The sequence below is a fragment of the Streptomyces sp. NPDC002671 genome (assembly GCF_053592475.1).
This window is the reverse complement of the sequence record NZ_JBSFVU010000005.1, coordinates 308,342-330,334: the sequence shown is the minus strand read 5'-3', so window position 1 is coordinate 330,334 and position 21,993 is coordinate 308,342. Positions and strand designations below refer to the sequence as shown.

Annotated in this window: 20 protein-coding genes; 8 read left to right on the top strand and 12 right to left on the bottom strand. The window is 68.3% G+C overall.

All coding sequences use genetic code 11. The annotated features are described in order from the left end of the window. Nucleotides 1-13: 13 nt before the first annotated feature. The 3 genes from ACWD35_RS10280 to ACWD35_RS10270 are packed head-to-tail and all read right to left on the bottom strand — an operon-like array spanning nucleotide 14 to nucleotide 3,909. On the bottom strand, nucleotides 14-2,005 hold the full coding sequence (locus ACWD35_RS10280) for a hypothetical protein (RefSeq protein ID WP_451350732.1): 1,992 nt from the start codon (nucleotides 2,003-2,005) through the stop codon (nucleotides 14-16). Next, nucleotides 2,002-3,165, bottom strand: a complete 1,164-nt coding sequence (locus ACWD35_RS10275) for a 5'-methylthioadenosine/S-adenosylhomocysteine nucleosidase family protein (protein ID WP_451350731.1) — start codon at nucleotides 3,163-3,165, stop codon at nucleotides 2,002-2,004. Before ACWD35_RS10275 ends, ACWD35_RS10280 begins: the two co-directional genes overlap by 4 nt. Further along, on the bottom strand, nucleotides 3,166-3,909 hold the full coding sequence (locus ACWD35_RS10270) for an NUDIX hydrolase (protein WP_451350730.1): 744 nt from the start codon (nucleotides 3,907-3,909) through the stop codon (nucleotides 3,166-3,168). A 1,003-nt stretch (nucleotides 3,910-4,912) separates the two neighbouring features. On the opposite strand from ACWD35_RS10270, the gene ACWD35_RS10265 reads away from it, so the two are divergent. Both ACWD35_RS10265 and ACWD35_RS10260 read left to right on the top strand, forming a co-directional pair. Further along, nucleotides 4,913-5,479 carry a Uma2 family endonuclease gene (locus tag ACWD35_RS10265; protein ID WP_451350729.1) on the top strand — a complete coding sequence of 189 codons (567 nt, stop codon included), beginning with the start codon at nucleotides 4,913-4,915 and terminating at the stop codon, nucleotides 5,477-5,479. 1,125 nt (nucleotides 5,480-6,604) lie between these two features. After that, complete coding sequence (locus tag ACWD35_RS10260; protein ID WP_451350728.1) at nucleotides 6,605-6,832, top strand: hypothetical protein; 228 nt, start codon at nucleotides 6,605-6,607, stop codon at nucleotides 6,830-6,832. Nucleotides 6,833-6,990: 158 nt separating this feature from the next. On the opposite strand, the gene ACWD35_RS10255 is transcribed toward ACWD35_RS10260, so the two are convergent. Continuing rightward, nucleotides 6,991-8,595, bottom strand: coding sequence for an FAD-binding oxidoreductase (locus tag ACWD35_RS10255; RefSeq protein ID WP_451350727.1), 1,605 nt, complete (start codon nucleotides 8,593-8,595; stop codon nucleotides 6,991-6,993). Between the two features lie 75 nt (nucleotides 8,596-8,670). Between ACWD35_RS10255 and ACWD35_RS10250 the strand changes: the two genes are divergently transcribed. Further along, nucleotides 8,671-9,309 carry a TetR/AcrR family transcriptional regulator gene (locus ACWD35_RS10250; protein WP_451350726.1) on the top strand — a complete coding sequence of 213 codons (639 nt, stop codon included), beginning with the start codon at nucleotides 8,671-8,673 and terminating at the stop codon, nucleotides 9,307-9,309. A gap of 154 nt (nucleotides 9,310-9,463) precedes the next feature. Beyond that, complete coding sequence (locus ACWD35_RS10245) at nucleotides 9,464-11,281, top strand: glycoside hydrolase family 15 protein (RefSeq protein ID WP_451350725.1); 1,818 nt, start codon at nucleotides 9,464-9,466, stop codon at nucleotides 11,279-11,281. Between the two features lie 37 nt (nucleotides 11,282-11,318). Here the strand turns inward: ACWD35_RS10245 and ACWD35_RS10240 are convergent, their stop codons facing one another. The 5 genes from ACWD35_RS10240 to ACWD35_RS10220 form a co-directional block, all read right to left on the bottom strand. After that, a complete protein-coding gene (locus tag ACWD35_RS10240; protein WP_451350724.1) occupies nucleotides 11,319-12,158 on the bottom strand; it encodes an SDR family oxidoreductase in 840 nt (279 codons plus the stop codon). A 49-nt stretch (nucleotides 12,159-12,207) separates the two neighbouring features. Then, nucleotides 12,208-13,410 carry a cytochrome P450 gene (locus ACWD35_RS10235; protein ID WP_451350723.1) on the bottom strand — a complete coding sequence of 401 codons (1,203 nt, stop codon included), beginning with the start codon at nucleotides 13,408-13,410 and terminating at the stop codon, nucleotides 12,208-12,210. Continuing rightward, nucleotides 13,410-14,417 carry a DUF1259 domain-containing protein gene (locus ACWD35_RS10230; protein ID WP_451350722.1) on the bottom strand — a complete coding sequence of 336 codons (1,008 nt, stop codon included), beginning with the start codon at nucleotides 14,415-14,417 and terminating at the stop codon, nucleotides 13,410-13,412. Before ACWD35_RS10230 ends, ACWD35_RS10235 begins: the two co-directional genes overlap by 1 nt. 208 nt (nucleotides 14,418-14,625) lie before the next feature. Continuing rightward, the gene (locus ACWD35_RS10225; protein ID WP_451350721.1) at nucleotides 14,626-15,021 is read right to left on the bottom strand and encodes a hypothetical protein; all 396 of its coding nucleotides are present in this window, start codon (nucleotides 15,019-15,021) and stop codon (nucleotides 14,626-14,628) included. Nucleotides 15,022-15,114: 93 nt separating this feature from the next. Then, complete coding sequence (locus ACWD35_RS10220; RefSeq protein WP_451350720.1) at nucleotides 15,115-15,624, bottom strand: hypothetical protein; 510 nt, start codon at nucleotides 15,622-15,624, stop codon at nucleotides 15,115-15,117. A gap of 265 nt (nucleotides 15,625-15,889) precedes the next feature. Between ACWD35_RS10220 and ACWD35_RS10215 the strand changes: the two genes are divergently transcribed. After that, entirely contained in the window at nucleotides 15,890-16,750 is an 861-nt protein-coding gene (locus ACWD35_RS10215; protein ID WP_451350719.1) for a slipin family protein, read from the top strand. Here the strand turns inward: ACWD35_RS10215 and ACWD35_RS10210 are convergent. Continuing rightward, on the bottom strand, nucleotides 16,671-17,903 hold the full coding sequence (locus tag ACWD35_RS10210) for an MFS transporter (RefSeq protein WP_451350718.1): 1,233 nt from the start codon (nucleotides 17,901-17,903) through the stop codon (nucleotides 16,671-16,673). The genes ACWD35_RS10215 and ACWD35_RS10210 overlap by 80 nt on opposite strands. Nucleotides 17,904-17,981: 78 nt before the next feature. Between ACWD35_RS10210 and ACWD35_RS10205 the strand changes: the two genes are divergently transcribed. From ACWD35_RS10205 to ACWD35_RS10195, 3 genes are all read left to right on the top strand, one after another. Then, on the top strand, nucleotides 17,982-19,028 hold the full coding sequence (locus ACWD35_RS10205) for an ArsR family transcriptional regulator (RefSeq protein WP_451350717.1): 1,047 nt from the start codon (nucleotides 17,982-17,984) through the stop codon (nucleotides 19,026-19,028). Next, nucleotides 19,025-19,531 carry a glutathione peroxidase gene (locus tag ACWD35_RS10200; RefSeq protein ID WP_451350716.1) on the top strand — a complete coding sequence of 169 codons (507 nt, stop codon included), beginning with the start codon at nucleotides 19,025-19,027 and terminating at the stop codon, nucleotides 19,529-19,531. Before ACWD35_RS10205 ends, ACWD35_RS10200 begins: the two co-directional genes overlap by 4 nt. Nucleotides 19,532-19,610: 79 nt before the next feature. Continuing rightward, complete coding sequence (locus ACWD35_RS10195; RefSeq protein WP_451350715.1) at nucleotides 19,611-20,465, top strand: MerR family transcriptional regulator; 855 nt, start codon at nucleotides 19,611-19,613, stop codon at nucleotides 20,463-20,465. A gap of 139 nt (nucleotides 20,466-20,604) precedes the next feature. Here ACWD35_RS10195 and ACWD35_RS10190 read toward each other — a convergent pair whose 3' ends face one another. Then, a complete protein-coding gene (locus ACWD35_RS10190; RefSeq protein ID WP_451350714.1) occupies nucleotides 20,605-20,796 on the bottom strand; it encodes a DUF397 domain-containing protein in 192 nt (63 codons plus the stop codon). Between the two features lie 201 nt (nucleotides 20,797-20,997). Continuing rightward, nucleotides 20,998-21,855, bottom strand: a complete 858-nt coding sequence (locus ACWD35_RS10185) for a helix-turn-helix domain-containing protein (protein ID WP_451350713.1) — start codon at nucleotides 21,853-21,855, stop codon at nucleotides 20,998-21,000. Nucleotides 21,856-21,993: the final 138 nt, after the last annotated feature.

Sequence of the window (21,993 nt, the reverse complement as noted above, 5' to 3'; positions counted from 1 at the left end):
AGGCCCGGAAAACTCAGTCGACAGTACGAAAGGACGGCAGGTTGTTGGGATTGTTTCGTTCGATCCAACCCTTTCCGTCCGCCGCGATTCCTTCCAGGAGGCGGAAGGTGTGGATGAAACCAGCCGAATTGAGGTTGATTTCGGTGATTTCCTGGGCGTTCTCGTCCGGGGCCAGTTGATGGGTGTCGGCGTCTTTGACACGAATGTTCCTGGCCGGCCCGTTGGTCAGGACGAGCTCCAGGTCGTAGCCGACATGGGCGCGTTCCGTGACCTGCACAGAGGACAACGCGTCGAACCGGTAGTTGCTTCGCTGCTCATCTCCACGCTTCGCGTCGGCGAAATCGAACTCCGTACTGACTTCACGAACGCCATCCTGCGTGACCAGGAAAAGACGGAAGCTGTAGCGCGAGTATCGCCAAGGACCGCCCTTCACGCGCCCTCGCTTGTAGGGGCGTGCGGGTGTCATCAGGATGGTGTGAGTGATCAGGTCGCGCCAGGTGAGCTGGTAGTGACGGAGTGCTTCGTCGACGAACAGCGTCTTGTCGCAGGTGAGCCAGGTTTCCATTTCCAGCTCAGTGGGTCGCGTGGTGTCCAGGAACGACTTCCAGCGCTGGTAGGCGACTTGGCGCGCGGACAGCCGCTCTTGATATTCCTGGGTTTCCTCGGCCAGTCGGCGCTCTTCGCCCCAGGCTTCCAGCCACGAGGACGCAGCCACACGTCCGGACCAGACCGCACCGACTACAGCCAGGATAGCCAGCAGCATCTGCGACGCGCCGGCACCTGAGGCCACTGTTCCGAGCAGGGCGACAGTCGTGATGCCGAGAGCTATGAGGGCAACCATGCACAATGCCTTGGCTACCACCACCGCCAGCGTCTGGTTCTGGTGGCGGTGATCGAACAGAGTGCTCTTGTTGTGGCGGTCTCGGGCATCCTCAGCGAGATAGCGGATCAGCCAGTTGACACGGTCCACGCTGATTCGGCTCTCGCGGTAGAGAAGCGCGATCTCGGCGACGAGGCTGTTGCGGATGTGGGCGGTGTGACCGAGCCATTCGTGCGGGGCGAATCCGTGGGGCACGCGGATACTGAAGTAGTGGTCGAACGAATGACGGACGCGGTTGGTGAACCCGTCCCCAGTAGACGCGGAATCGCTCGTGTGCGGGATGTGGGACTCAGGGTTCTTGGCCTTGAGCTGGTGTTCCTGATACCACCAAAGGCGGCCGAAGTGAGCCGCGGTCAGGCCCGCACCGAGCGCCACCAGTAACTCGATGACCGCCGCAGCCGGATCCGCGACCAGCGCCACGATCCATAGGCATGCGGTGACGACGACGAACAGGCCGGCCCGGACCGGGAGGGCTGCCTGGGCGGCAGCAGCGGTACTCGGACGGGGCGGCAGGGCCCGTGGCCCGATGGGATCGGGTTCGAAATAGGCCCAGACCCGTTGGACCCGGTCGTTGCCGAAGCGATCTGTCTCGGCCCGCTCGCGGTTCTCGGTCCACAGGCTGTCCTTCAGCCCTCCGGTGAGTACGAGGTCGAGGTGGTGGAGCATCGCGTCACGCTGGCGAGGCGACAAGGCTCGCAACCGCTCCAGTACGCGTCCTGTTTCGCCGTCTGCGGTGCTGAGCATCGCCAGCACTTCGAAAACTACGCGCAGAGCCTCCTTCCACTCTCCCTCGGCGTAGGTCCTTACCCGCCCGGAGGCATGCTGCAGCCGCTGGACTTCTTCGGTGTTGAGGTCGTGGTAGGCGCGTGCACTGAGCATGGCAAGCACCCAGTAGAAACGGACCTCCGCGTTGTCGTGTCCGTGGGCGATCGCGTCACTGATCATGTCGCGAGCACGGTTGGGGATGCCGTCCTCCAGGAACCGCACACCGACCTTGTACTTCTCCTGAGGCGATGCATCCGGATGGACGAAGTAAACGTTGGAGTTGTGTACGGTCTCGGCCTGGATTCCGACGGTAGAGTCGAATGCGGCCGAATTGTGCGTGACGCTGCTGCCGTCGTTCACGACAAGTCACCCGCCGCAATAACCAGAGGTGCCAGCCTGGCCACCAACTCGGGAAACTCCGCGATCAGACCCCGTAACCTCTTGAGTGCCATGGTCGCCCTCTTGGACGATTCGGGAGTGCTCTCCTTTGCCGCCCGGCGGGCAAAGCCGAGCTCGGCCAGTGCCTCTCGGTAGGTGTCGTCATCGACGGCGCCCTCGGCATGGTGACGCTTCAGGTGTTCACGTAACCCGTCCAGTTCCGCGACCAGGTCCGCCGGACTGGTCACCTTCGGGTCCGCGTTCAAGTAGATGCTGCTCCCCTCGACTGAGCCGGCCATGATGCCAACGGTGCTGTTATGGGCGGTGTTGCTGACGCGCTCTTTGAGTCTGTCGGCCGTATGGGCCCTGTCTGCCTGGGACATAGCGATCTGCTCCTGTTCTCCCACCAGTTCCACGGCCAGCCGTGTGGCGAATGCCGCCGCGTTCGCCGCGGCCTGTGGTTGCCGATTGCGGTCCTTCGCGCTGTTCTTCGTACCGTCCGCTCGGTCGCTGATTCCGCGGATGATGGCGACCGGTGCCCCGTTGAGATGACCAGCCTGCGCCACACCGGCGGCCTCCATCTCGATCGCGAGCGCGTCGTTGTAGTGCTGACGGATCCATCGCGCCTCGGCCGAGATCTTCGAGTTCTGTACGACCTCGCCGGCGGCGATCGCGCCGAAGCGCACCTGCGGCGGGCGCCCATGACCGGGCATTTCGTCGGCCCAGTCGTTCACACGAGCCAGATGCAAGCCGAGCTGACTGACACCGTGCGCCGCCTCCCACACCCGGGGACGGGCCTTGAGTCCGTCGTCCTCGCTGGTCCCGCCGTGGTAGGCGTACACATGTGTGGCCATCACCACGTCGCCCAGTCTGGCGGTGTCCCACAGGGCACCGGCGACGCCGACGAACAACACAGCCACCGGCGAAAACTCCTGTATGGCGCGCTCAGCGATCACCGCGGCGGAATGATTCCCTTTGTTCGTCAGACCGAGCGCGACACGACATGAGCTGCCCTGCACGGTTCCCACCTCGAACCGTGTCCCACGCTCATGACGGTGCACCTGTGGACCGGCCAGTTTCCGGCGCACGGCCTCGTACTCGAGATTGAGGGCGGTGAGAATCACCACCAGGTCTTTCGACATCTATTCCTCCTCTTCTCTCGTGTTCTCTTCCGTCCTGGACGGCACAGGCCGGATCAGTGGTGGGAACAACATCGTCTTCGCCCCGGCCCGGTACAGCCTCGCGGGCCGTCCTCCCGTGGTCCTACGTCCCGAGCCGACGGGGATGATGAACCCCTTTACGGCCTGGACTTTCCGGTAAAAATTACGGGTATCGAGCCCGGTGCCCCAGACCGCTTCGTACACCTGCTGCAACTCGGCGATGGTGAAGAATTCTCCGCAGAATGCCGTGGCCAGCGCCGAGAATTCGAGCTTGGTACGCGCGCGTTCGATTCCGTCCGCCACGATCCGGCCGTGATCGAAGGCCAGTTCCACCTCACCGGACAGGACGGCCTCCGCGGGAACCCACCCAGCGTCCACGGCATCCGTTCCCGCGACCGGTTCGGGGAGTCCCGGTGCGATCGCCAAGTGGGCCACGGAAACGACTCGTCCCCGTGGATCACGACCTGCGTCCCCGTAGATGGCCAACTGTTCAAGATGCACGGACCCGGCAACCAGAGCGGTTTCCTCACTCAACTCACGGTGGGCGGCGTCCAGGATCTCCTCGCCAGAGTGACTGAGGAATCCGCCAGGCAGAGCCAGCATGCCCTGAAAAGGATCTTCACCCCGCTCAACGAGCAGGACACACAGTTGCCCCTCACGCAGCGTCAGGATCACGAGATCGACCGTCAGCAGTACGGGTGCGGGTGACCACATGTCATCTTGCATGCTGCTTAAGCTACTTCAATTCCTGTCACTATGACAAGAAGGGTGATGCGGAGGCCGCCGGCGCTGTATGGCGAAGGCGCTCCGAGCGGTCGACTCGTCGTCCGCTCCGCAGCCCGGCGCGGGCCCGATCGCGGCCTGCAGGTTCGGTGTCGCGTCGAAGCGGCTTGGGAACGGGTACTTGCGTTCCAGGAAGGTGTGGAGGTGCCCAGCTGGACGTAGCGGAAGCGGTAGTCGGCGGGGGCGGCTCGGGCGGTTGCGATGGCCCAGTGGTGGTGAAGTGTGGAGCGGGGATCGCAAGACAGGAGAGTTCTCCAGTCGTGGTGAAGTGCCGACCGTCCCGAAGGAAGAGGCACTGCCGGACCTCACCCCGTCCACTCCCTGGCGCAACGTACGCAGCACGCTGGATGAGTCCCAGATGCAAAAGCTGCAACCGCGCGCCAGCGGCAAGTAGGTGCGCGGCATCGGACGGCCCAGGCACCTCGCCGACGCCGTAAGAGTGGTCCCCCGCGCCGCCGTCACGGCGGCGCGGGAACCTTCTGGGGCGGGTGTCCCGAAAGTCTCGCCGACCTGGCCTGCCGCTACATCGACACTCGCTAACCCCGCAGTCGTCCGCTACAGCGAGCGGCATCTCTTGTGCCGGGTACAACCAACGGATCTCAGCCCAGTCCTCCAGTCAGCCCGATCCGTTCACGTCAAAATCGTCGAATCCGACCGCGCTTCGGCGTCCGGTGCGTCCTGCGTTCTAGGGTTCCGCGACAGTTCACGTCGCCGGGTGGTGCGGCGCTCACCGGTGTGGCCACCAGGTCAGTGGCGCCGCTCGTCTGCTCCGATCCCCTGGCCACGGGTCCACCGCGCCGTTTCCTCACTTGTCGTGGGCTCGCTGGTCGGATGCTGACCGACGGGAAGTCGGGGCGTGAGCGAGATCAGCGTGCCGGACGGATGGCAGACAGTACGCTGAACCCAGCGGGATCGGGCCCGCAGCACAGTGTCCGGGAGGTGCTTCATGACGGCCGAGATGGTGGCCCCGGCGTGGATGCATGAGCAGATCACTGCTGAGGAGTACGAGTCCTGGTCCGAGGAGCAGTGCGCCGGCATCGAGATCGTGGACGGGATGGTCGTCGTGAGTCCGAGTGCGTCCAAGCGGCACAACCGGCTGGCCCGGATTCTGGCGAACGCCCTGGATGCCGCTGCGGGCCCGGCGTGGAACGCCGACACGGACTTCGACGTCCGGCTTCAGGACGTCCCGCTCACCAATCGCCGCCCGGACGTCGTCGTGTACCGCGCAGACACGATCGACATCACCCCCACTCGCCCTGAGCACGTGCTACTGGTCGCGGAGGTGGTGTCGCCAGGCTCGGAGACCACCGACCGGATCGTGAAGGTCGACCAGTACGCCAAGGCAGGCATCGGCTTCTACTGGCGGATCGAGCAGGCCGCGACAGGCGTTCCACTCGTGTACACCTACGTTCTCGACCCCGCGACGAAGACCTACCGGGACGGAGATGTGTTCACCGGCGTCCTCAAGGTAGCGGCCCCGTTCCCGGTGCAGATCGACCTCGGGCAGGTCTGAGCAGACGCTGCTCAGCAACCAGCAGCGGCGCGTGAGCGATGCGTGAGCGGACGGTCCGACACAGGGCGGCATGAGCCGGATCAAGTGGCTCGCCGTGCCGTTCCGACCAGGGGAAACAGCACCGTGCGGCAGCGCCGGGCACCCCCCGGCCAGGATTCGATCCCACTCCTAAAGCGGGTGTCGCAGGTTCGAATCCTGCCGGGGGCACAGAGAGAAGGGCCAGCTCAGGAGGAGTTTCCTCCCAGGCTGGCCCTTCGGCGTTTCAGGGGTCGTGCCACAGGCGTGCCACTACGGGCCCGCAGGGCCCTCTTCGGAGGAACCCGGGAAGACGCCACGGCTTCAGCCTCGTCGCGACGGGTAAGGCTGCTTCGAGGTCAAGCATGGGCACCTGGGCCGGAACCTGCGCGAGATACGCACCCGAACGAGCAGGACGGGCGACCACAGGTATCCAGGGGCCGGCTGACATCCACAACTCCCGGTGCGGGTGCCGCGGGTCGAGTCCTGCCGGGGCCTTTGCCGATGCCCTACGGCTGCGGGCATGTACCGCCCTGAACTCCTGCCACCTGGTTGGCCTCACAACCTCACACCTTGGACATGCCCGGAATGCCAGTTATGTGAGCTGTCGGTACGTTCATCGCAGGTCGGTCGTCCGGCCGACGCACATAAGAGAGAGAAGTGCCCATGCCCTCGCGTGCTTTCACTGTGGTCGGTGCCGGAATAGGCGCGACCGTCCTCGCAGCCGCCAGCATCACCTATGCCTCGACCGCCGAATCCACCCCGTCTTCCCCGCCTGTCCACCGGGCAGCCCAGCCACGCCACCACCCCGCCCAACCGGCCCACCACGCCGCCAAGCCTGCGCAACACGCCGCATCCACAGCTCTTGCCGCTTCTGCCACGGCTCCTTCGGGCGCCGAGAACGGGGGCGGAGGCGGAAACGGGGGCGGAGGCGGAAACGGGGGCCGCGATGACGGCGGACGTGATGACGGCGGACGCGACGGCGGCGGTGGACGCGATGGCGGTGGTGGACGTGACGGCGGTGGTGGACGCGATGACGGCCGCAAGGGAGAGGGAAGGATCTTCATCAACGAACGTTCGTTCCCCGGCTTCGTTGAGGGGTGCATCACCGTGGCCAGCGGACTGGGCGCGCGCAGCTTCAATGTCCTCAATGAGAGCAGGAGGACCGTCGAAGTCTTCCGGGGCTTCAACTGCGACGGTGGCCCTCCGGTCGCCACCGTGGGGCCCCGCAGCGAGACCTTCGGCGTGGTACCCCATGACCACGGCGGCGATGGAGCATTCCGTCACCACGGCGTCGTGGGCAGCTTCCGGGTGGTCTGGTACCACGACGGGTGGTGATGACAGCACCACTCCACGCACGGGAAAGCCTCCCCGGACCGGTCACGGTCCGGGGGCTTTCCCCATCCGCCCCTGAGAGCAGCGGAACTCCCGCCGCCTATGCGCGGGAAAGCCGTTGCGGCAGTTCCCGCCGCCCTCGCCCGATTGCCGCCGTCTTGTCAGTCGAGCAGGACGCCGGGGTTGAGGATGCGGTGGGGGTCCAGGGCGTCCTTGGCGGCGCGCAGTGCCAGTGCGAAGGGCTCCGGGCGCTGGAGGTCGTAGCCGGGGCGGTGGTCGCGGCCGACGGCGTGGTGGTGGGTGATCGTGGCGCGGTGGCGGTGCAGGACGTCGGTCGCGGCGGCTTTGATGTCGTCCCAGACCTCGACCTCGTCGCCGGGCCGGCCGGCGACGGCCACGGTGAAGTAGGGGGCGGCGCCGTCGGGGTAGACGTGGGTGAGGCGGCAGTTGATGGTGGCCGGGTGTCCGGTGGCCTTCGAGGCGGCGGCGCCGACCTCGGTGCGGACGGCGTCGATCAGGGCGGGAATCGTGTCCCAGGTGGCGGCGGTCTCGAAGGTCTCCACGACGGCCCCCATGCGGGCCAGGCCGTCGCGCAGGTAGGGCATGCGCAGGAACGCCGAACGCCAGGCGCTCACGGCCGTGTCGGCCGGGGCGTCGCGGTCCGCTGTCGGAGCCTTGCCGCAGCCGCCGTGGGCGCGGGCCAGGTCCGCGGCGGCCTCGAGGCGGTCGTCGACGGGGGTGGTGGCGGACTCGAAGCCCAGGACCAGGACGGTGGAGCCGTCGTGGGAGGCGCCGGACAGCAGCGCCTCGCCGGGGTCGAGCAGGCGGCAGTTGGCCGGGGCGAGGTCGGACTGGGCGATGGCCCGCACCGCGTCCAGCGCGCGGTGGAAGTCGGCGAAGGCCACGGCTGCGGAGGCTTTGTGGCGGGGGCGTACCTGCAGGCGCATCCATGCCTCGGTGATGACGCCGAGCGTGCCCTCGGATCCGAGGAAGAGCCGGTCGGGCGACGGTCCGGCGCCGGATGCGGGCAGGCGCCGGGACGTGCCGGCTCCGGCGGGCGTGACCACGCGCAGGGACTGCACGAAGTCGTCGATGTGGGTGTGGACGGTGGCGTAGTGGCCGCCGGCCCGGGTGGCCAGCCAGCCGCCGAGGGTGGAGAACTCGAAGCTCTGCGGGAAGTGGCGCAGGGTCAGGCCGTGGGGCCGCAACTGGTCTTCCAGCACGGGGCCGAGGGCTCCGGCCTGGATGCGGGCTGAGCGGCTGGTGGTGTCGATCTCCAGGACGCGGTCCATCGCGGTCAGGTCGAGCGACAGGACTGCGTGGTGGGTGTCGCCGCGGTACTCCACGCCGCCGACCACCGAGGAGCCGCCGCCGAAGGGGATGACGGCCACGCCGTGCTCGCCGGCCCAGTCCAGCAGGTCGGCCACGTCCTGGTCGCCGGCCGGGTGGGCGACGAGGTCGGGGATCCGGCCGGGCCGGCCGCGCAGGGCCCGGATGACGTCGCGGTACGCCTTGCCCATGGCGTGGGCGGCGCGCGCCTGCGGGTCGGCGGTGACCAGGTGCGCCAGGGAGGGCGGGGGCGTCGCGGCAGGGCGGCCGATGGACAGGTCGGTGATGCGGGGTATCGGCAGCGGGTGGGCCAGGGTGCCCGGCAGCAGGGCCCCCATCGCGGCGCATTCGGCGTCGTCGGGGTGGGCGTCGGCGTAGCCCCAGCCCCACCAGGAACGGGCGCGGGAACTGCGGGGGTCGGTCGCGATGGCAGGCATGGATGCGCTCCAGCGGGGTCCGAGGAACAAGGAATTTACCCGGTGGTAAATTACCCTAGGGTAAGATCTGGTTCCATGACAACGCTCTCCTCCAGGGCCGGCACCAAGGGCGTGCCGAGGGCCACGCGCGAACGACAGGTCCTGGCCGCGGCCACCGAGGAGTTCGGCCGCCACGGCTACGAGGCCACCACGGTGGCCGCCATCGCCACCCGCGTCGGCGTCACCAAACCACTCGTGCACCAGTACTTCGGCAGCAAGCAGGACCTCTACCTCGCCTGCCTCAACCCGGTCGGCGACCGGCTGCTGGCCGCCATCCGCGCCGCCATGGCCGAACAGAACGCCGGCGCACCGCCCACACCTCTGCGCGTACTGCACGCGTTGTTCACCGCCCTCGACGGGCAGCGCGAGGCATGGTTCGTCCTCTACGACCCCTCGCTGCCGCCCGACAGCGACGCCGCCCACCGCGCGGCGTACTACCGCGACGCCATCGACGACCTCGCCGCGACCGGCACCGCCGACCTCCTGCACGCCGCAGGAGCCAGCGACCCGCTTGACGCCGACGCCCTCAAACACGCATGGCGCGGCCTGTGCACCGCCCTGGTCCGCTGGTGGATCAACCACCCCGACCAGTCACCCGAGGCCATGACCCGGCGCTGCGCACGGCTCCTGGGCGCCGCCCACACCATCCTCGCCAGCGGCGACGACAGCACATGAGCCTCAAGCGGGGCAGAGGAGGCGGGACATTATCGGCACTCTCACCTCCTGGCAGCGGCGGCCTCGCCCCCTCGCCCCTCGCGCCGCATCCCGTGGCAGCCTCGTCGCACAGGGCGGACAGTGGAACAAGAGGCATCCGGGAAGCGAGGTGCTCATGGACCGTTACCCGTCCATTGCCGACCACGGCCTTGTCGGCGACCTGCAGACCGCCGCCCTGGTGTCGTCCCAGGGGGTCGTCGACTGGTTCGCGGCTCCCCGCTTCGACTCACCCAGTGTCTTCGCCGCCCTGCTCGACCACGACCGCGGCGGCTACTTCCTGTTCGCGCCGGAAAACCAGAACACCACCTGCAAGCAGCTCTACTACCCCGACACCGCAGTCCTGGTCACGCGGTTCATGTCGCCTGACGGGGTCGGCGAAGTCTTCGACTGCATGCCACCGGATCGCACCGGCACCCCCACTGACAGGCACGTACTGATGCGCGGTGTGCGGGCGGTACGCGGAACGGTGCGCTTCACTTTGGAGTGCCGTCCGCGCTTCGACTACGGCCGGGCCACCCACCGTCTCGACTTGCGGGACGGTACCGCCACGTTCCGGGCGCCGAACGCCACCGCCTGGCTGCAAAGCACCTTCCCCCTGCAGCAGGACGGCACCGACGTGCGGGGTGCGGTGACCCTGAGGGCGGGTGAGATGGCCGCGGCGGTGTTCACCTTCGGCGGACCCGATGACGGTCCCCCGCCGCCGGTCACCCCGGAGCGGGCGATGGACCAGTTCTGGGACGTGGCGGACTTCTGGCAGCGCTGGGTGCGCTCCTCCCGGTACCGCGGCCGGTGGCCGGGTGTGGTGCACCGCTCGGCCATCACGCTCAAGCTGCTCACCTATGCGCCCACAGGTGCGCCCGTCGCCGCCGCGACCATGGGTCTGCCCGAGCAGATCGGGGGTGAACGCAACTGGGACTACCGCTACGCCTGGGTCCGCGACGGCTCCCTGTCCGTGCGTGCCCTGCTCGACCTGGGGTTCGCCGAGGAGGCGGCGCAGTTCACGCGCTGGCTGAGCGACCGCCTCCAGGCTCGGGAGGGCGTCGACGGCGAGCCGTTGCAGATCATGTACCGCGTCGACGGAGACCCCGACGTGCCGGAAGAGGTTCTCTCGCACCTCGAGGGCTATCGGGGTTCGTATCCGGTGCGGGCGGGGAACGCGGCGGCCGATCAGTTGCAGCTGGACATCTACGGCGAGGCGCTCTATGCCTTGTCGGAGGGGCGTGAGATCGCGGCGGGAGGCAGCTACCACGGCTGGAAGAACCTCGCGCGGACGCTGGACTGGCTCGCCGATTCCTGGGATCGCCCCGACGAAGGCATCTGGGAGACCCGTGGCGGGCGCCAGGACTTCACCTTCAGCCGCGTGATGGCATGGGTGGCCTTCGACCGGGGGCTGCGCCTGGCGAGGGAGCACAGCCGTCCCGCCGACGCTCCTCGCTGGACCGCGGCTCGCGACGCGATCCTCGAACAGGTGATGACGCGAGGCTGGAACGAGAAGGAGCAGGCCCTCGTCCAGCACTACGGAAGCGATGTCCTCGACGCCTCGCTGCTGCTCATTCCGCGCGTCGGGTTCCTGGCGCCCAAAACGGTGAGCTGGCTGTCGACCTTGGACGCGATGGAACGGACGCTGGTATCGGACAGCCTCGTCTACCGCTACGACCCTGCGGCCTCCCCGGACGGCCTGCAAGGCTCCGAAGGCACCTTCAGCCTCTGCACCTTCCTCTACGTGGACGCTCTCGCCCGCGCCGGACGGATTCGTCCGGCACGCTATGCCTTCGAGAAGATGCAGACCTACGCCAACCACGTCGGCCTGTTCGCCGAGGAGATCGGCCCCAGTGGTGAGCAGTTGGGCAACTTCCCGCAGGCTTTCACGCATCTGTCGCTGATCATGGCCGCCACCACCCTGGACGACGCCCTCGACCAGCAGCGTGACTGAGAACGGTCCCGAGTGCCGCCCGAGGTCGCGTGGCGGTTCAGCCTCCGGTGGCGAAACCAGGAAAGAGGGTCATGCCGCCGTCCACGTAGAGGGTGGTGCCCACCACATAGTCCATGAGGTCCGAGGCGAGCCCGACGGCCGCGTGGGCGATGTCCTCCGGATCACCGACCCGCCCGTAAGGAATCAGCGTCAATAGGTCCTTCTCGGCATCGGGGGATTCCCAGGCGCTGCGATTGATGGGCGTTCTGATGGCTCCCGGAGCAATTGCGTTGACCCTGATCCTGTGGGGCGCGAGTTCCTGGGCGAGCGTCGCCATCATCATCTGTACGCCGCCCTTGGAGGACGCGTAGTTGACGTGACCGGCCCATGGAATGAGCTGGTGCACCGAGCTCATGCAGATGATCTTCCCGGCCGCGCGCGACACCTCGGGGACGACCCCCCTTCTCAAGAACTCCTTCGTCGCCTCCCGCGCGCAGAGGAACTGGCCGGTGAGGTTGACGTCCAGCACCTTCTGCCACTGGGCCGTCGTCATCTCGGTGAACGGAGCGTCGCGCTGCAGCCCGGCGTTGGCCACGAGGATGTCGATGGTCCCGAAGTCCTGCACCATCTGCTCGATCATCGCGACGACCTGGTCCTCCTGGGACACATCGGCCTCGTACGCCATCGCGCGCACCCCGAAACCGGAGATCTCCTCGACCACCTGCTCGGCCTCCTCGCGCCCGGCGACGTAGTTCACGACCACGTCGGCTCCGGCACGCCCCAGGCCGATGGCCGTCGCCTTGCCGATGCCCGAGTTCGCGCCGGTGACGAGTGCCTTCTGGCCTTTCAGCAGCTGCGCGGGAATGACGCCCTGAGGGGCTCCCTGGGTCGCGCTCACGCCGGTTCTCCTTCTCGAGTGGCTGCCCTGGGCAGAATGGGCGCCGGGTCTACCAAGCCACTGGCAACTCCAGCGGAAACCGTCTGATCGTTTTTGTGTCCCACCGCACCTCCTCCGGCGGCACCGCGAGCCGCAGACCGGGGAATCTCTCCACGAGCCGGCCGATGGCCACTTCGAGCTCTGCCATGGCCAAGGGCACCGCGATGCACCGGTGTCCGCCCCAGCCGAAGGTCATATGCGGAGCGCTTTGACGGTCGAGGTCGATGACATGTGGGCCCGGGTAGCGCTCCGGGTCACGGTTGGCCGTCAAGTACGACACATGAACGAAGTCGCCTGCCCGGATGTGCGCACCGTCGAGTTCCACGTCCTCAAGAGCCACCCGGGGGATTCCGACCCCCTTGCGGAACGGGATGTAGCGGAGCATTTCGTGCAAGACGTCGGTCATGGTCTCGGGCTTGCGCCTGAGGTGCTGCAACAGCTCGGGACGTGTCAGGAGCAGGTAGGTGATATTGCTGATCTGGCAGGTTGCCGTGTCCTGGCCGCTGAGAGCCAGCGTCAGCGTCATGACCGCCAGTTCCTTGTCATCAAGCTGTTCTTCCCCTTCGCGCGCTGCGGCCATCGCGCTGATGAGGTCGGGGCCGGGTGAGTTCCGGCGTTGTGCGACGATTTTGGCGAAGTAGGCCGCCAGATCGGCCTTGGCTGTCGCGGCGGCCTCCTTGTTGCCCGCGCCGACGACGAGCAGCTGGCGTACGGCCTCCTCGACCCAGGGCCAGTCCTCCCGTTCGATACCGAGGAGGTCCAGGACGGTGTGCTGGGGGAGCTTGTCGGACAGGTGCACCACATCCGCCGGCGGCCCTTCTTCCTCCATGTCGTCCAGCAGGCGGTCCGCAAGCTGGACGATCCGGTGCCGCATACCGTCGACCTGTGGCTGCGTGAAGGCCTGGGAGGCCAGGTGACGGACGCGGCTGCTGTGCGGTGGGTCCATCACGTTGATCGATTCCGGCGACACGATGGGCTCCGGCGTCATCCGGGGGTAGTCGTGACCGATGATGCCCGCCCTGCTGAACCGCTGGTCGGTGGTCACCTGCTTGACGGAGTCGAAGCCCGTGATCAGCCAGGCATCCGCGTCGCCGTACGGAAGCCGGATGCGCGCGGGCGAACCGCGCTGCATCAGGGCCGCGAGCGCAGGGTCAAAACCCAGGGCTTCGCTGAAATCGAACGGGCAGCTGAGTGCCTCGTTGTCCGCGGTCATTAGCCGACTCCTCCAGGCATGGGTACGACGTTGGTGGTGTCCACGGCCTTGCGAACGGCTTCGGCGAGCCTGACGGCTCCGCCGACGGCCCAGTAGTGGACGAAGAACAGGCGTGGTTCGTCAGTGAGGTTGTGGTGGTGCACCTCGACGAGTTCGATGCCACCGCGTCGCAGAGCCGTGAGGACGGGCTGTACTTCGCTGGCGATCATGACGAGGTCGCCGCTGAGGGCGGCCCTTCCCCCGCCGAGCGGCTGGAAGTTGACGGAGGTGGTGGAGCCGAGTCCGGGAGGCAGGACCACATGGCCGTCGGTGATGGTCTCGCGACGGACATAGGTGCATTTGTGGATCTCACCATCGGCGGCGCCCTTGACGCCAAGTGCGGCGTCGATGGCGGTGGTGTCCAGGTCGAGGGGCGGCGAAAAAGCGGCGGATTCGGCAGGTGGGGTACCGGTGCGGTCGAACGCGGCGCGCAGCCCACGAGCAACAGCGACCGGATCGTGACCGTGGGCGTGCACATGCACCCACCAGACATCCGGCTCGTGGGCGAGCAGGTGCTTGTGAATGGCAGTCTGTGCGATCCCGTGCTCCTGCAGGACGTCGCAGAACTGCTGCAGTTCGCGTTCGGTGACCACGGCGTCGCCCATCAAGAGCGTGCTGTGGTCTGCGTACCGGACGAAGGACACGTGTGTGCCCAGGGCGAGTGCGGGGTTGATCAGAATGCCGCGGGAGAAGACCGTGAGGTCTCGGCGCGGCAAGCCCGTGTGGTACATGAATCGCCTCATGTCACCGGGTCGGCCGAGAACCTCGCCCACGTCTGCCCAGTCCGCCAGCTTCGTCATCACCGGTTCGACCGGAATGCGGTCCTCCCGGGCTTCCCGTCCGGCGGGCAGGGTGCCGGCTCGGGCCGGCGCACCGGTGAGCATGGGCGCAAGGGTGGCCGTGGTCAGCACACGGCGCCGGGACACGGCAAGTCGGGATCGGGTGTCCTGCTGTCGCTCGTCAGCCATGGCAGATGCCTCCTGACCCGATCGAAGCATCGGAATCCGCATCACCCAGTGATCGACGCAGCCACATCCCGCAGGCGGACTAATACTTGCCGGTGCCGAGCAGGGCCGCCGCGCTTGTGGCGACCGCAGCGCGGCTGAGACACGTGGACGGGCGGCGGTTGGTCAACCGCCGCCCGTCCATGTGTTCGCCCGCTGGTGAGACAGCCCGCTAGGAACGTTCGCCCCCTCCGGAAGAGTGGTGACTGCGGCCGGCCCCACCGACGGTTTCCTGGGTGCCGCCGCTTTGGGTGGCGGCATGGTGGGTCAGTACCTTCATGATCTCCGCGGCCAGCACATCCGCCAGAGCGGGCGCGAGAGAATCTGCCAGTGCGGTCGCGAGGGTCTGCGCGAACAGCACCCTTTCCAGCTCAGAGGAACGGGAGGGCGGCTGGGAAAGGGACGCCACGGCTGCTTCCATCAGGGCTCCCCCAAGTGGGTCCTTTCCATGCCTGAAACCCGTGCCGGTATGCGGGAATCCAGCATCACGCACCATTTCCTCGAAGATCTCGTCGATGAAGGCCTCCAAGGGATCCCGTTCCGATTGTCCGCCGGACTCAGCTGCCATTGTGGTTCCTCAAGTCTTCGATTGCCCTACGGGACCTGCCCCCCGGTGCTGGCGACTGCACGGATCGGGGGGCAGGGGTGTCGCCATTTCCTGCTAACGGCGCATGAGCGCTGCAAGAAGAAGCGGGTTCTCGATGATCGACTCGCCGCGCTCCTCACGGCGACGCCGCGTGAGCGCAGCCAGGAGAAGCGGGTGCTCAATGCCCGACTCCTCACCGCTCTCCTCGCGGCGGCGCATCAGCGCAGCCAGGAGAAGCGGGTTCTCGATGATCGACTCCTCACTACGCTCCTTACGGCGGCGCATCAGCGCAGCCAGGAGAAGCGGGTGCTCGATGATCGACTCCTCACTGCGCTCCTTACGGCGGCGCATGAGCGCAGCCAGGAGAAGCGGGTGCTGGATGATCGACTCCTCGCCGCCCTCTTCACGGCGGCGCGCGAGCGCGGCGAGAAGAAGCGGGTGCTCGATGATCGGTTCCTCACCGCGCTCCTCACGCCGGGCCAGCATCGCTGCCAGCAGGAGCGGGCCGAAGGCGGATTCCTCGCCGAACTCTTCCTGGCCTACGCCGGCCTTTTCTCGAGTGGGAGTCTCCGTCGCTGCCGTCATGGTTCCCTCTTTCTTTGACGCATGACTCAGCGGAGTGCTCGGCTGTCACAAGCTTCGCGCTCCGCCCTTCAGCGCCATCGTCGAGGCGTGCGACGCGGACCGCACTTCGATCATGACCCGCGCCAAGCGCAGCAGGCGGCGTGCTCGGGCGTGCACGGTTTCTTTACGGATCCCTGACGCCGCGGTTGGATCCGGGTATGTCCTCGGGGGTGTCCTCACCCTTGTCCGGAACCGGACAAGAAGTCGCGTCGGAGAATGGAGTGCCATGGAAGGCACCGTCGTCGCAGTGGTCGTCGTGGTCGTGCTTCTGCTGTTCGTGCTGAAGAGCGGGATGCGGGTCGTCAACCAGGTGGAGCGCGGGGTCGTGTTCCGGTGGGGGAAGGCGCTGCCGGCCCACCGGCAGCCGGGCGTCACCTTCCTCATCCCGTTCGCCGACCGGATGCGCAAGGTGAACGTGCAGATCGTCACCATGCCGGTGCCCACGCAGGAGGGCATCACCAAGGACAACGTGTCCGTGAAGGTGGACGCCGTCGTCTACTTCCGCGTCACCGACCCGGTGCGGGCCGCCATCGAGGTGCAGGACTACGTCTTCGCCGTCGGGCAGGTCGCCCAGTCCTCCCTGCGGTCCATCATCGGCAAGAGTGACCTCGACGACCTGCTGAGCGACCGGGAGCGGCTGCACGAGGGACTGGCGCTGATGATCGACAGCCCGGCCGCGGGCTGGGGCATCCACATCGACCGCGTCGAGATCAAGGACGTCCAGCTTCCCGAGTCGCTGAAGCGGTCCATGTCCCGGCAGGCCGAGGCCGAGCGGGAGCGGCGGGCCCGGGTCATCACGGCCGACGGTGAGTTCCAGGCCGCGCAGCAGCTCGCCAACGCGTCGAGGATCATGTCCGACACGCCCGAGGCCATGCAGCTGCGTCTGCTCCAGACCGTCGTCGAGGTGGCCGCGGAGAAGAACTCCACGCTCGTGATGCCGTTCCCCGTCGAGCTGCTGCGCTACTTCGACAAGGCCACCAAGAAGATCGCGGCCGACCTCGACGTCGTCAGCGGCGAGAAGGCCCCCGTTCCGGCTCCCGCTCCGGCTCCGGCTCCGGCTCAGGAGCTCGGCGAGCAGCAGCCGTAGCCCTGGCCGTAGCCGCCGCCAGGGTCACCGTCACCGCGATCGACGCCGTCGCCATCGCCGTCGTCGCCCAGGACGGCGAGGCCAGTTGGGCCACCGCCCCCGCCAGCGCCGCGCTCACGCCCTGCAGGGTCAGCATTCCCGCCGAGTGCAAACCCAGGGCGTGTCCGGCGAGTTCGGCGGGGGTCAGAGCCATCAGCTGCTCCTGCTGCACCAGGCTCGCGCCGAAGCCGGCCGAGGCGAGCATCACGCAGACCCCCGCCACCGGCAGCGGCGGGTGCGCGAAGAACGCCAGGTACGGCGCCGCCAGGAGCAGGAGCAGGGGCGTCGCCAGCCGGCTCCGCACTGCGGGCGGGAGCAGGCGGCCCACCGTCACGTCCCCGACGAACATGCCGAACGCCGCGCAGGCGAACAGGGTGCCGGCCGCGTCGGGGGCGTACGACACGTAGAGGGACTCGCAGCCGACCACCAGGCCGTTGGGCAGCCACAGGCCCAGGTACGTGAGACGGCGCCTGCGGTCCGACCACAGCAGGGCGTTGGTGCGCCAGGTCTCCGCCGCCGAGGGGCGGCCCGCCGCCCGGGGCGGGCGCGCGGTCAGGCCCAGGCGCAGGACCAGCGCGGCCGTCGCGTACAGCGCCGCCGACAGGAGCAGGCACGCCCGGGGGGAGAGCGCGGCCAGGAGCGCGCCTCCCGTCGCGTACCCCGTGATCTGCATCAGGCCGCTCATCATGTTGAACAGCGAACGCCCCGGCAGATAACCGTCCTTGGCCAGGATCTCGTTCAGCAGGCCCCAGCGCACCCCGCCGCCCAGGGACGCCGCCAGGCCCAGCAGGAGTACGACACCGAAGACCGCGCCGACCGACAGCCCGGGCAGCGCCTGCAGGGCCGTACCGGCCGCGAAGATGAGGGCGATGCCGGACAGGGCCGTACGCGGGGGCAGCCGGTCGGCGCCGGAGAGCAGGACGGTCGCACCCAGCACCTGGGCCAGCGACGGGCCGAACATGCTCACGGCCGACAGCAGCGGGGAGCCGGTCGCCCGGAACACGAGCGTGGCCAGCGCGAGACCGCCGACGGTCATCGCGGCGGTCTGCGCCGCCGTGCCGAGGAAAAGCGGAGTGAACTCCGGCGTGCGGAAGAGGGATCGGTAGCTGGGCATGGCTCGGAGTGTGGGGTGGCCGCGGGGGCGGTCGTTATTGTTTCGCCGGGGCGCGAAACGTCGTAGGGGGTAAGGGCCTTGGGATGGTGGCAGCTCAACGCCGATACGCTCGCCCGGAGTCGGTTCATGATCTCGCCGCTCGCCGAGACCTTCGCGGGGCTGAAGCTCCTGCACGCCGGCGAAGGCGCCCATCCCGGTGAGCAGGAGTGGCTGCGGGTCCATCTGCCCCGCTACCGGGCCCTGTTGGGCGCCGATCCGGTGGCCGCGCGGCTGCTGCGGGCCGGGCTGGGGCGGGAGTGGATCGCCGACTTCCTCACGCCCACGCCCCGCGACGGCGAGAGCTTCGCGGACGGTGTCGCCCGGGTGCGGGCGGCGGATCCGGGCGCCGCGCGGGACCATCTGCGGATGGCACTCGCCGGTCCGCTGCCCGCCGTGCTGGACCGCGACGACCTGCCGGAGCGGGCGGCCTCGCTGCTGGAGTGGGTGTGGGAGGAGACCGTACGGCCGTACTGGGAGCGGCGTCGGCGGGTACTGGAGGCGGACGTGGTCGCGCGGACCGCGCAGGTGAGCCGGGGCGGCTGGGCGGGGGTCCTGGACTGCCTGCGGCCCGGCGGCACCCGGTGGCTCGGGGACAACCGCTTCCAGGTCAATCTGCACGAGTATCCGCCGCGCGAGATCTCCGGGGCCGAGCTGGTGTTCGTGCCGGTGACCCCGCAGCGGCACGGCTGGGTGGCGTGGGAGGAGCGGGAGCGGTACGCCGTGATCTACCCGTGCACCGGGGCCCTGGCCGGCTCCGGCGACCGGGCCGTACCGCCGGGCCTGGGGGCGCTCCTCGGGCCGGCACGGGCGGGGGTGCTGGTGCTGCTCGACTCCCCGATGAGCACCACCCAGCTGACCGCGGTGACCGGGCAGGGGCTGGGTTCGGTGGGCCGCCATCTGCGGGTGCTGCGGGAGGCGGGGCTGGTGCAGCGGTGGCGGGCCGGCCGGTCGGTGCTGTACGCGCGGACGGCGGCCGGGGACGTGGTCGTGGAGGCCGGCAGCGGAGCCCAGGCGGCCCCGGGGCGACCAGGGCGGCCCAGGGCGGCCCGGGGGCCGTCACCGGGCGGAGCTAGCATCCGAGCATGACGACTGACGCATACAACGGTTCCCCGCTGGACGTGGAGATCGGGGCCCTTCAGGGCGGTCCCGCCGAGCTGTCGCAGTACGCCGGCCAGGCCGTGCTGCTGGTGAACGTGGCCTCCAAGTGCGGCCTGACCCCGCAGTACGCGGGTCTGGAGAAGCTCCAGGAGCGGTACGCCGGGCAGGGCTTCACCGTGCTCGGGGTGCCCTGCAACCAGTTCCTCGGGCAGGAGCCCGGCACGGCCGAGGAGATCGCCGAGTTCTGCTCGGCGACGTACGGCGTGACCTTCCCGATGACCGAGAAGATCGAGGTGAACGGCGAGGGCCGGCACCCGCTGTACGAGCGGCTGGTCGGCTTCGCCGATGCCGAGGGGCACAGCGGGGACATCCGCTGGAACTTCGAGAAGTTCCTGATCGGCCGGGACGGCCAGATCGTGGCGCGGTTCTCGCCGCAGACCGAGCCGGAGGCAGCCGCCGTCGTCTCGGCCATCGAAGGCCAGCTGGGCTAGCCGGTTGACCTTGCCCCTGGGGCAGAGGAGAGCGTCCCTGTCACCGGGCGGACCGCGCCCGGTGACGGAGGATGCTCGCGTGGACGACGAACTGCTCACCATCGGCGCGTTCGCCGCACGGGCCCGGCTCTCGGCCAAGGCCTTGCGGCTGTACGACCGGCTGGGCCTGCTGGCACCGGCACAGGTCGACGAGGCCAGCGGCTACCGCTACTACCGCGCCGACCAGGTCGAACGCGCCCGGCTCGTGGCTCTGCTGCGGCAGCTGGACATGCCGCTCGCCCGGATCGCCGAGGTGATCGGGACCGAGGGCGCCGAGGCCGCCGGCCTGCTCGCCGCCTACTGGGCGGACGTGGAGGCACGCGTGGCGGGGCAGCGGACCCTCGCGGAGTACCTCCGTGGACGACTGTCCGGGAGGAGTTCCGAGATGTACGGGAAGTTCGTGGTCGAGACGGTGGACGTACCGGCCCAGGTGGTGATCACCGAGACGCGGCACACCCTGGCGGACGAGCTGCCGTCGTGGATCGGCGCCTCGCTGGGGCGGCTGGAGGCGGCGGCCCGGGAGTGCGGGGGTGTGGCCGGGGCGCCGTTCGTCGTCTACCACGCCGAGGTGTCGATGGAGAGCGACGGGCCCGCCGAGTCGTGCGTGCCGGTCGTGGACGAGGCGGCGGCGCGGGCGTGGGCCGAGCGCGCGGGGCGGGCCTGGGAGACGAAGGTGCGGGTGGAACCGGCCCGGCGGCTGGCCTACACCCGGATCGCCAAGGCGCAGGTCGCCCATCCGCAGATCCTGGCCGCCTTCGGGGCGGTGGAGCAGTGGATGGACCAGGAGGGGCTGGAGCCGGCCGGGCCCTGCCGGGAGGTGTACTTCGCGGACTGGGAGGCGTCGGGGGCTCAGGACCCGGTGTGCGACGTGGCGTTCCCGGTGACGCCCCGGTAGGACCCCGGGGAACGAGCGAGCCCTCTCGGCAAGGACGGCGACCGGTCGAGAGGGCTCACTGCGTGGTGCTGGTATTGCTGATGGTGCTTGTGCAGTTGTTGTCGTACGCGTCTACGGACGAAGGTCAGGGAAGGGCTCCCTAGGCCTTGACCGAGGCCACGAAGGCGTTCCACGCGTCGGCCGGGAACGCCAGGATCGGGCCTTCGAGCGCCTTGGAGTCGCGTACGGCGAGTTCGGCGGCGTTGGAAGACTTGACCTCGACGCAGGCGCCGTTGCCCGCGGAATAGGAGGACTTCATCCACGTCTCCGAAGCGCCCTGAATCAGTGCCATGTCCACTCCTGTTGCGAGTTGCTGGTGGTGCGGTTCACGCCAACCGTGTCGTCTGATTGGCGTGATCGACGCTACCGGGCAACTGCCCCTGGGGGAGTGGCCGTTCACTCGACCGGATGGCATATCCCAGGCGTGCCTTCCGCTGGCTCGGATCAACGGTGTACGATCCGGCGCCCCCTGCCGATCTCGGTGAGCTACAGCTCAATCGGCGTACTCTTTGGCCACCTTGGCGATGTATTGCCGGGATTGCTCCACATTGAGGGACTGTGCCCGCAGGTGCTCGTACATCACGGCGTACTTCTGCACGTCCTGCGCCTTCTCCAGGTACAGGTCGCTGGTGACGCCCTCCAGGTACACCACGCTGGAGTCGGCCGCGTCGGTGAACTCCAGGATCGCGTACTGCCCGTTGAGCCCCGGGTGCGCGCCCACGTCGAAGGGCAGCACCTGCACGGTGACGTGCGGCAGCTGGGACATCTCGATCAGGTGCTCCAGCTGTTCGCGCATCACCAGCCGGCTGCCGACGACCCGGCGCAGCGCCGCCTCGTCCAGCACCACCCACAGCCGGAGCGGGTTGTTCTCGGCGGTGATACGTTCCTGTCGGCGCATGCGCACCTGTACGCGCTTCTCGATGTCCGCCGCCGAGGTCTCCGGCAACGCGCCCTGCACCAGGGCCTCCGCGTAGGCACGGGTCTGCAACAGACCGGTCACCAGCTGGGGTTCGTACACGCGCAGCGACTCGGCGTCGGTCTCCAGCCCGATGTACACGCTGTACGGGATGTCGCCGAAGGTGTGCCACCACCCCTGCTGTCGCGAATCCCGGGCCATCTCCATCAGCGAGTCGACGATCCGCTGGTCCTCGACCTCGTACACGCCGCAAAGGTCGCGCACATCACGCTGGCTGATGCTTCTACGGCCGTTCTCCAGCCGACTGATCTTCGACTGCGAAACGAGCAGTCGTTCCGCAACTTCCTCGGCCGTCATGCCCTTGAGCTCGCGGAGCCGTCGCAGCTCCTGGCCCAGCCGGCGCCGCCTGACGGTGGGATTGACATTGGACGCCACGAGACGTGCACCTCCGGCTGTCTGCCTGGTCCTTAACACTTTGCGTATCTGCTGTTGAGCAGACTGCCACCAAGGTGCTTTCTACCGCTGGGAAACGGTGGATATGCGAAATGGACGCAACGGTTCGGACGCGGCAGC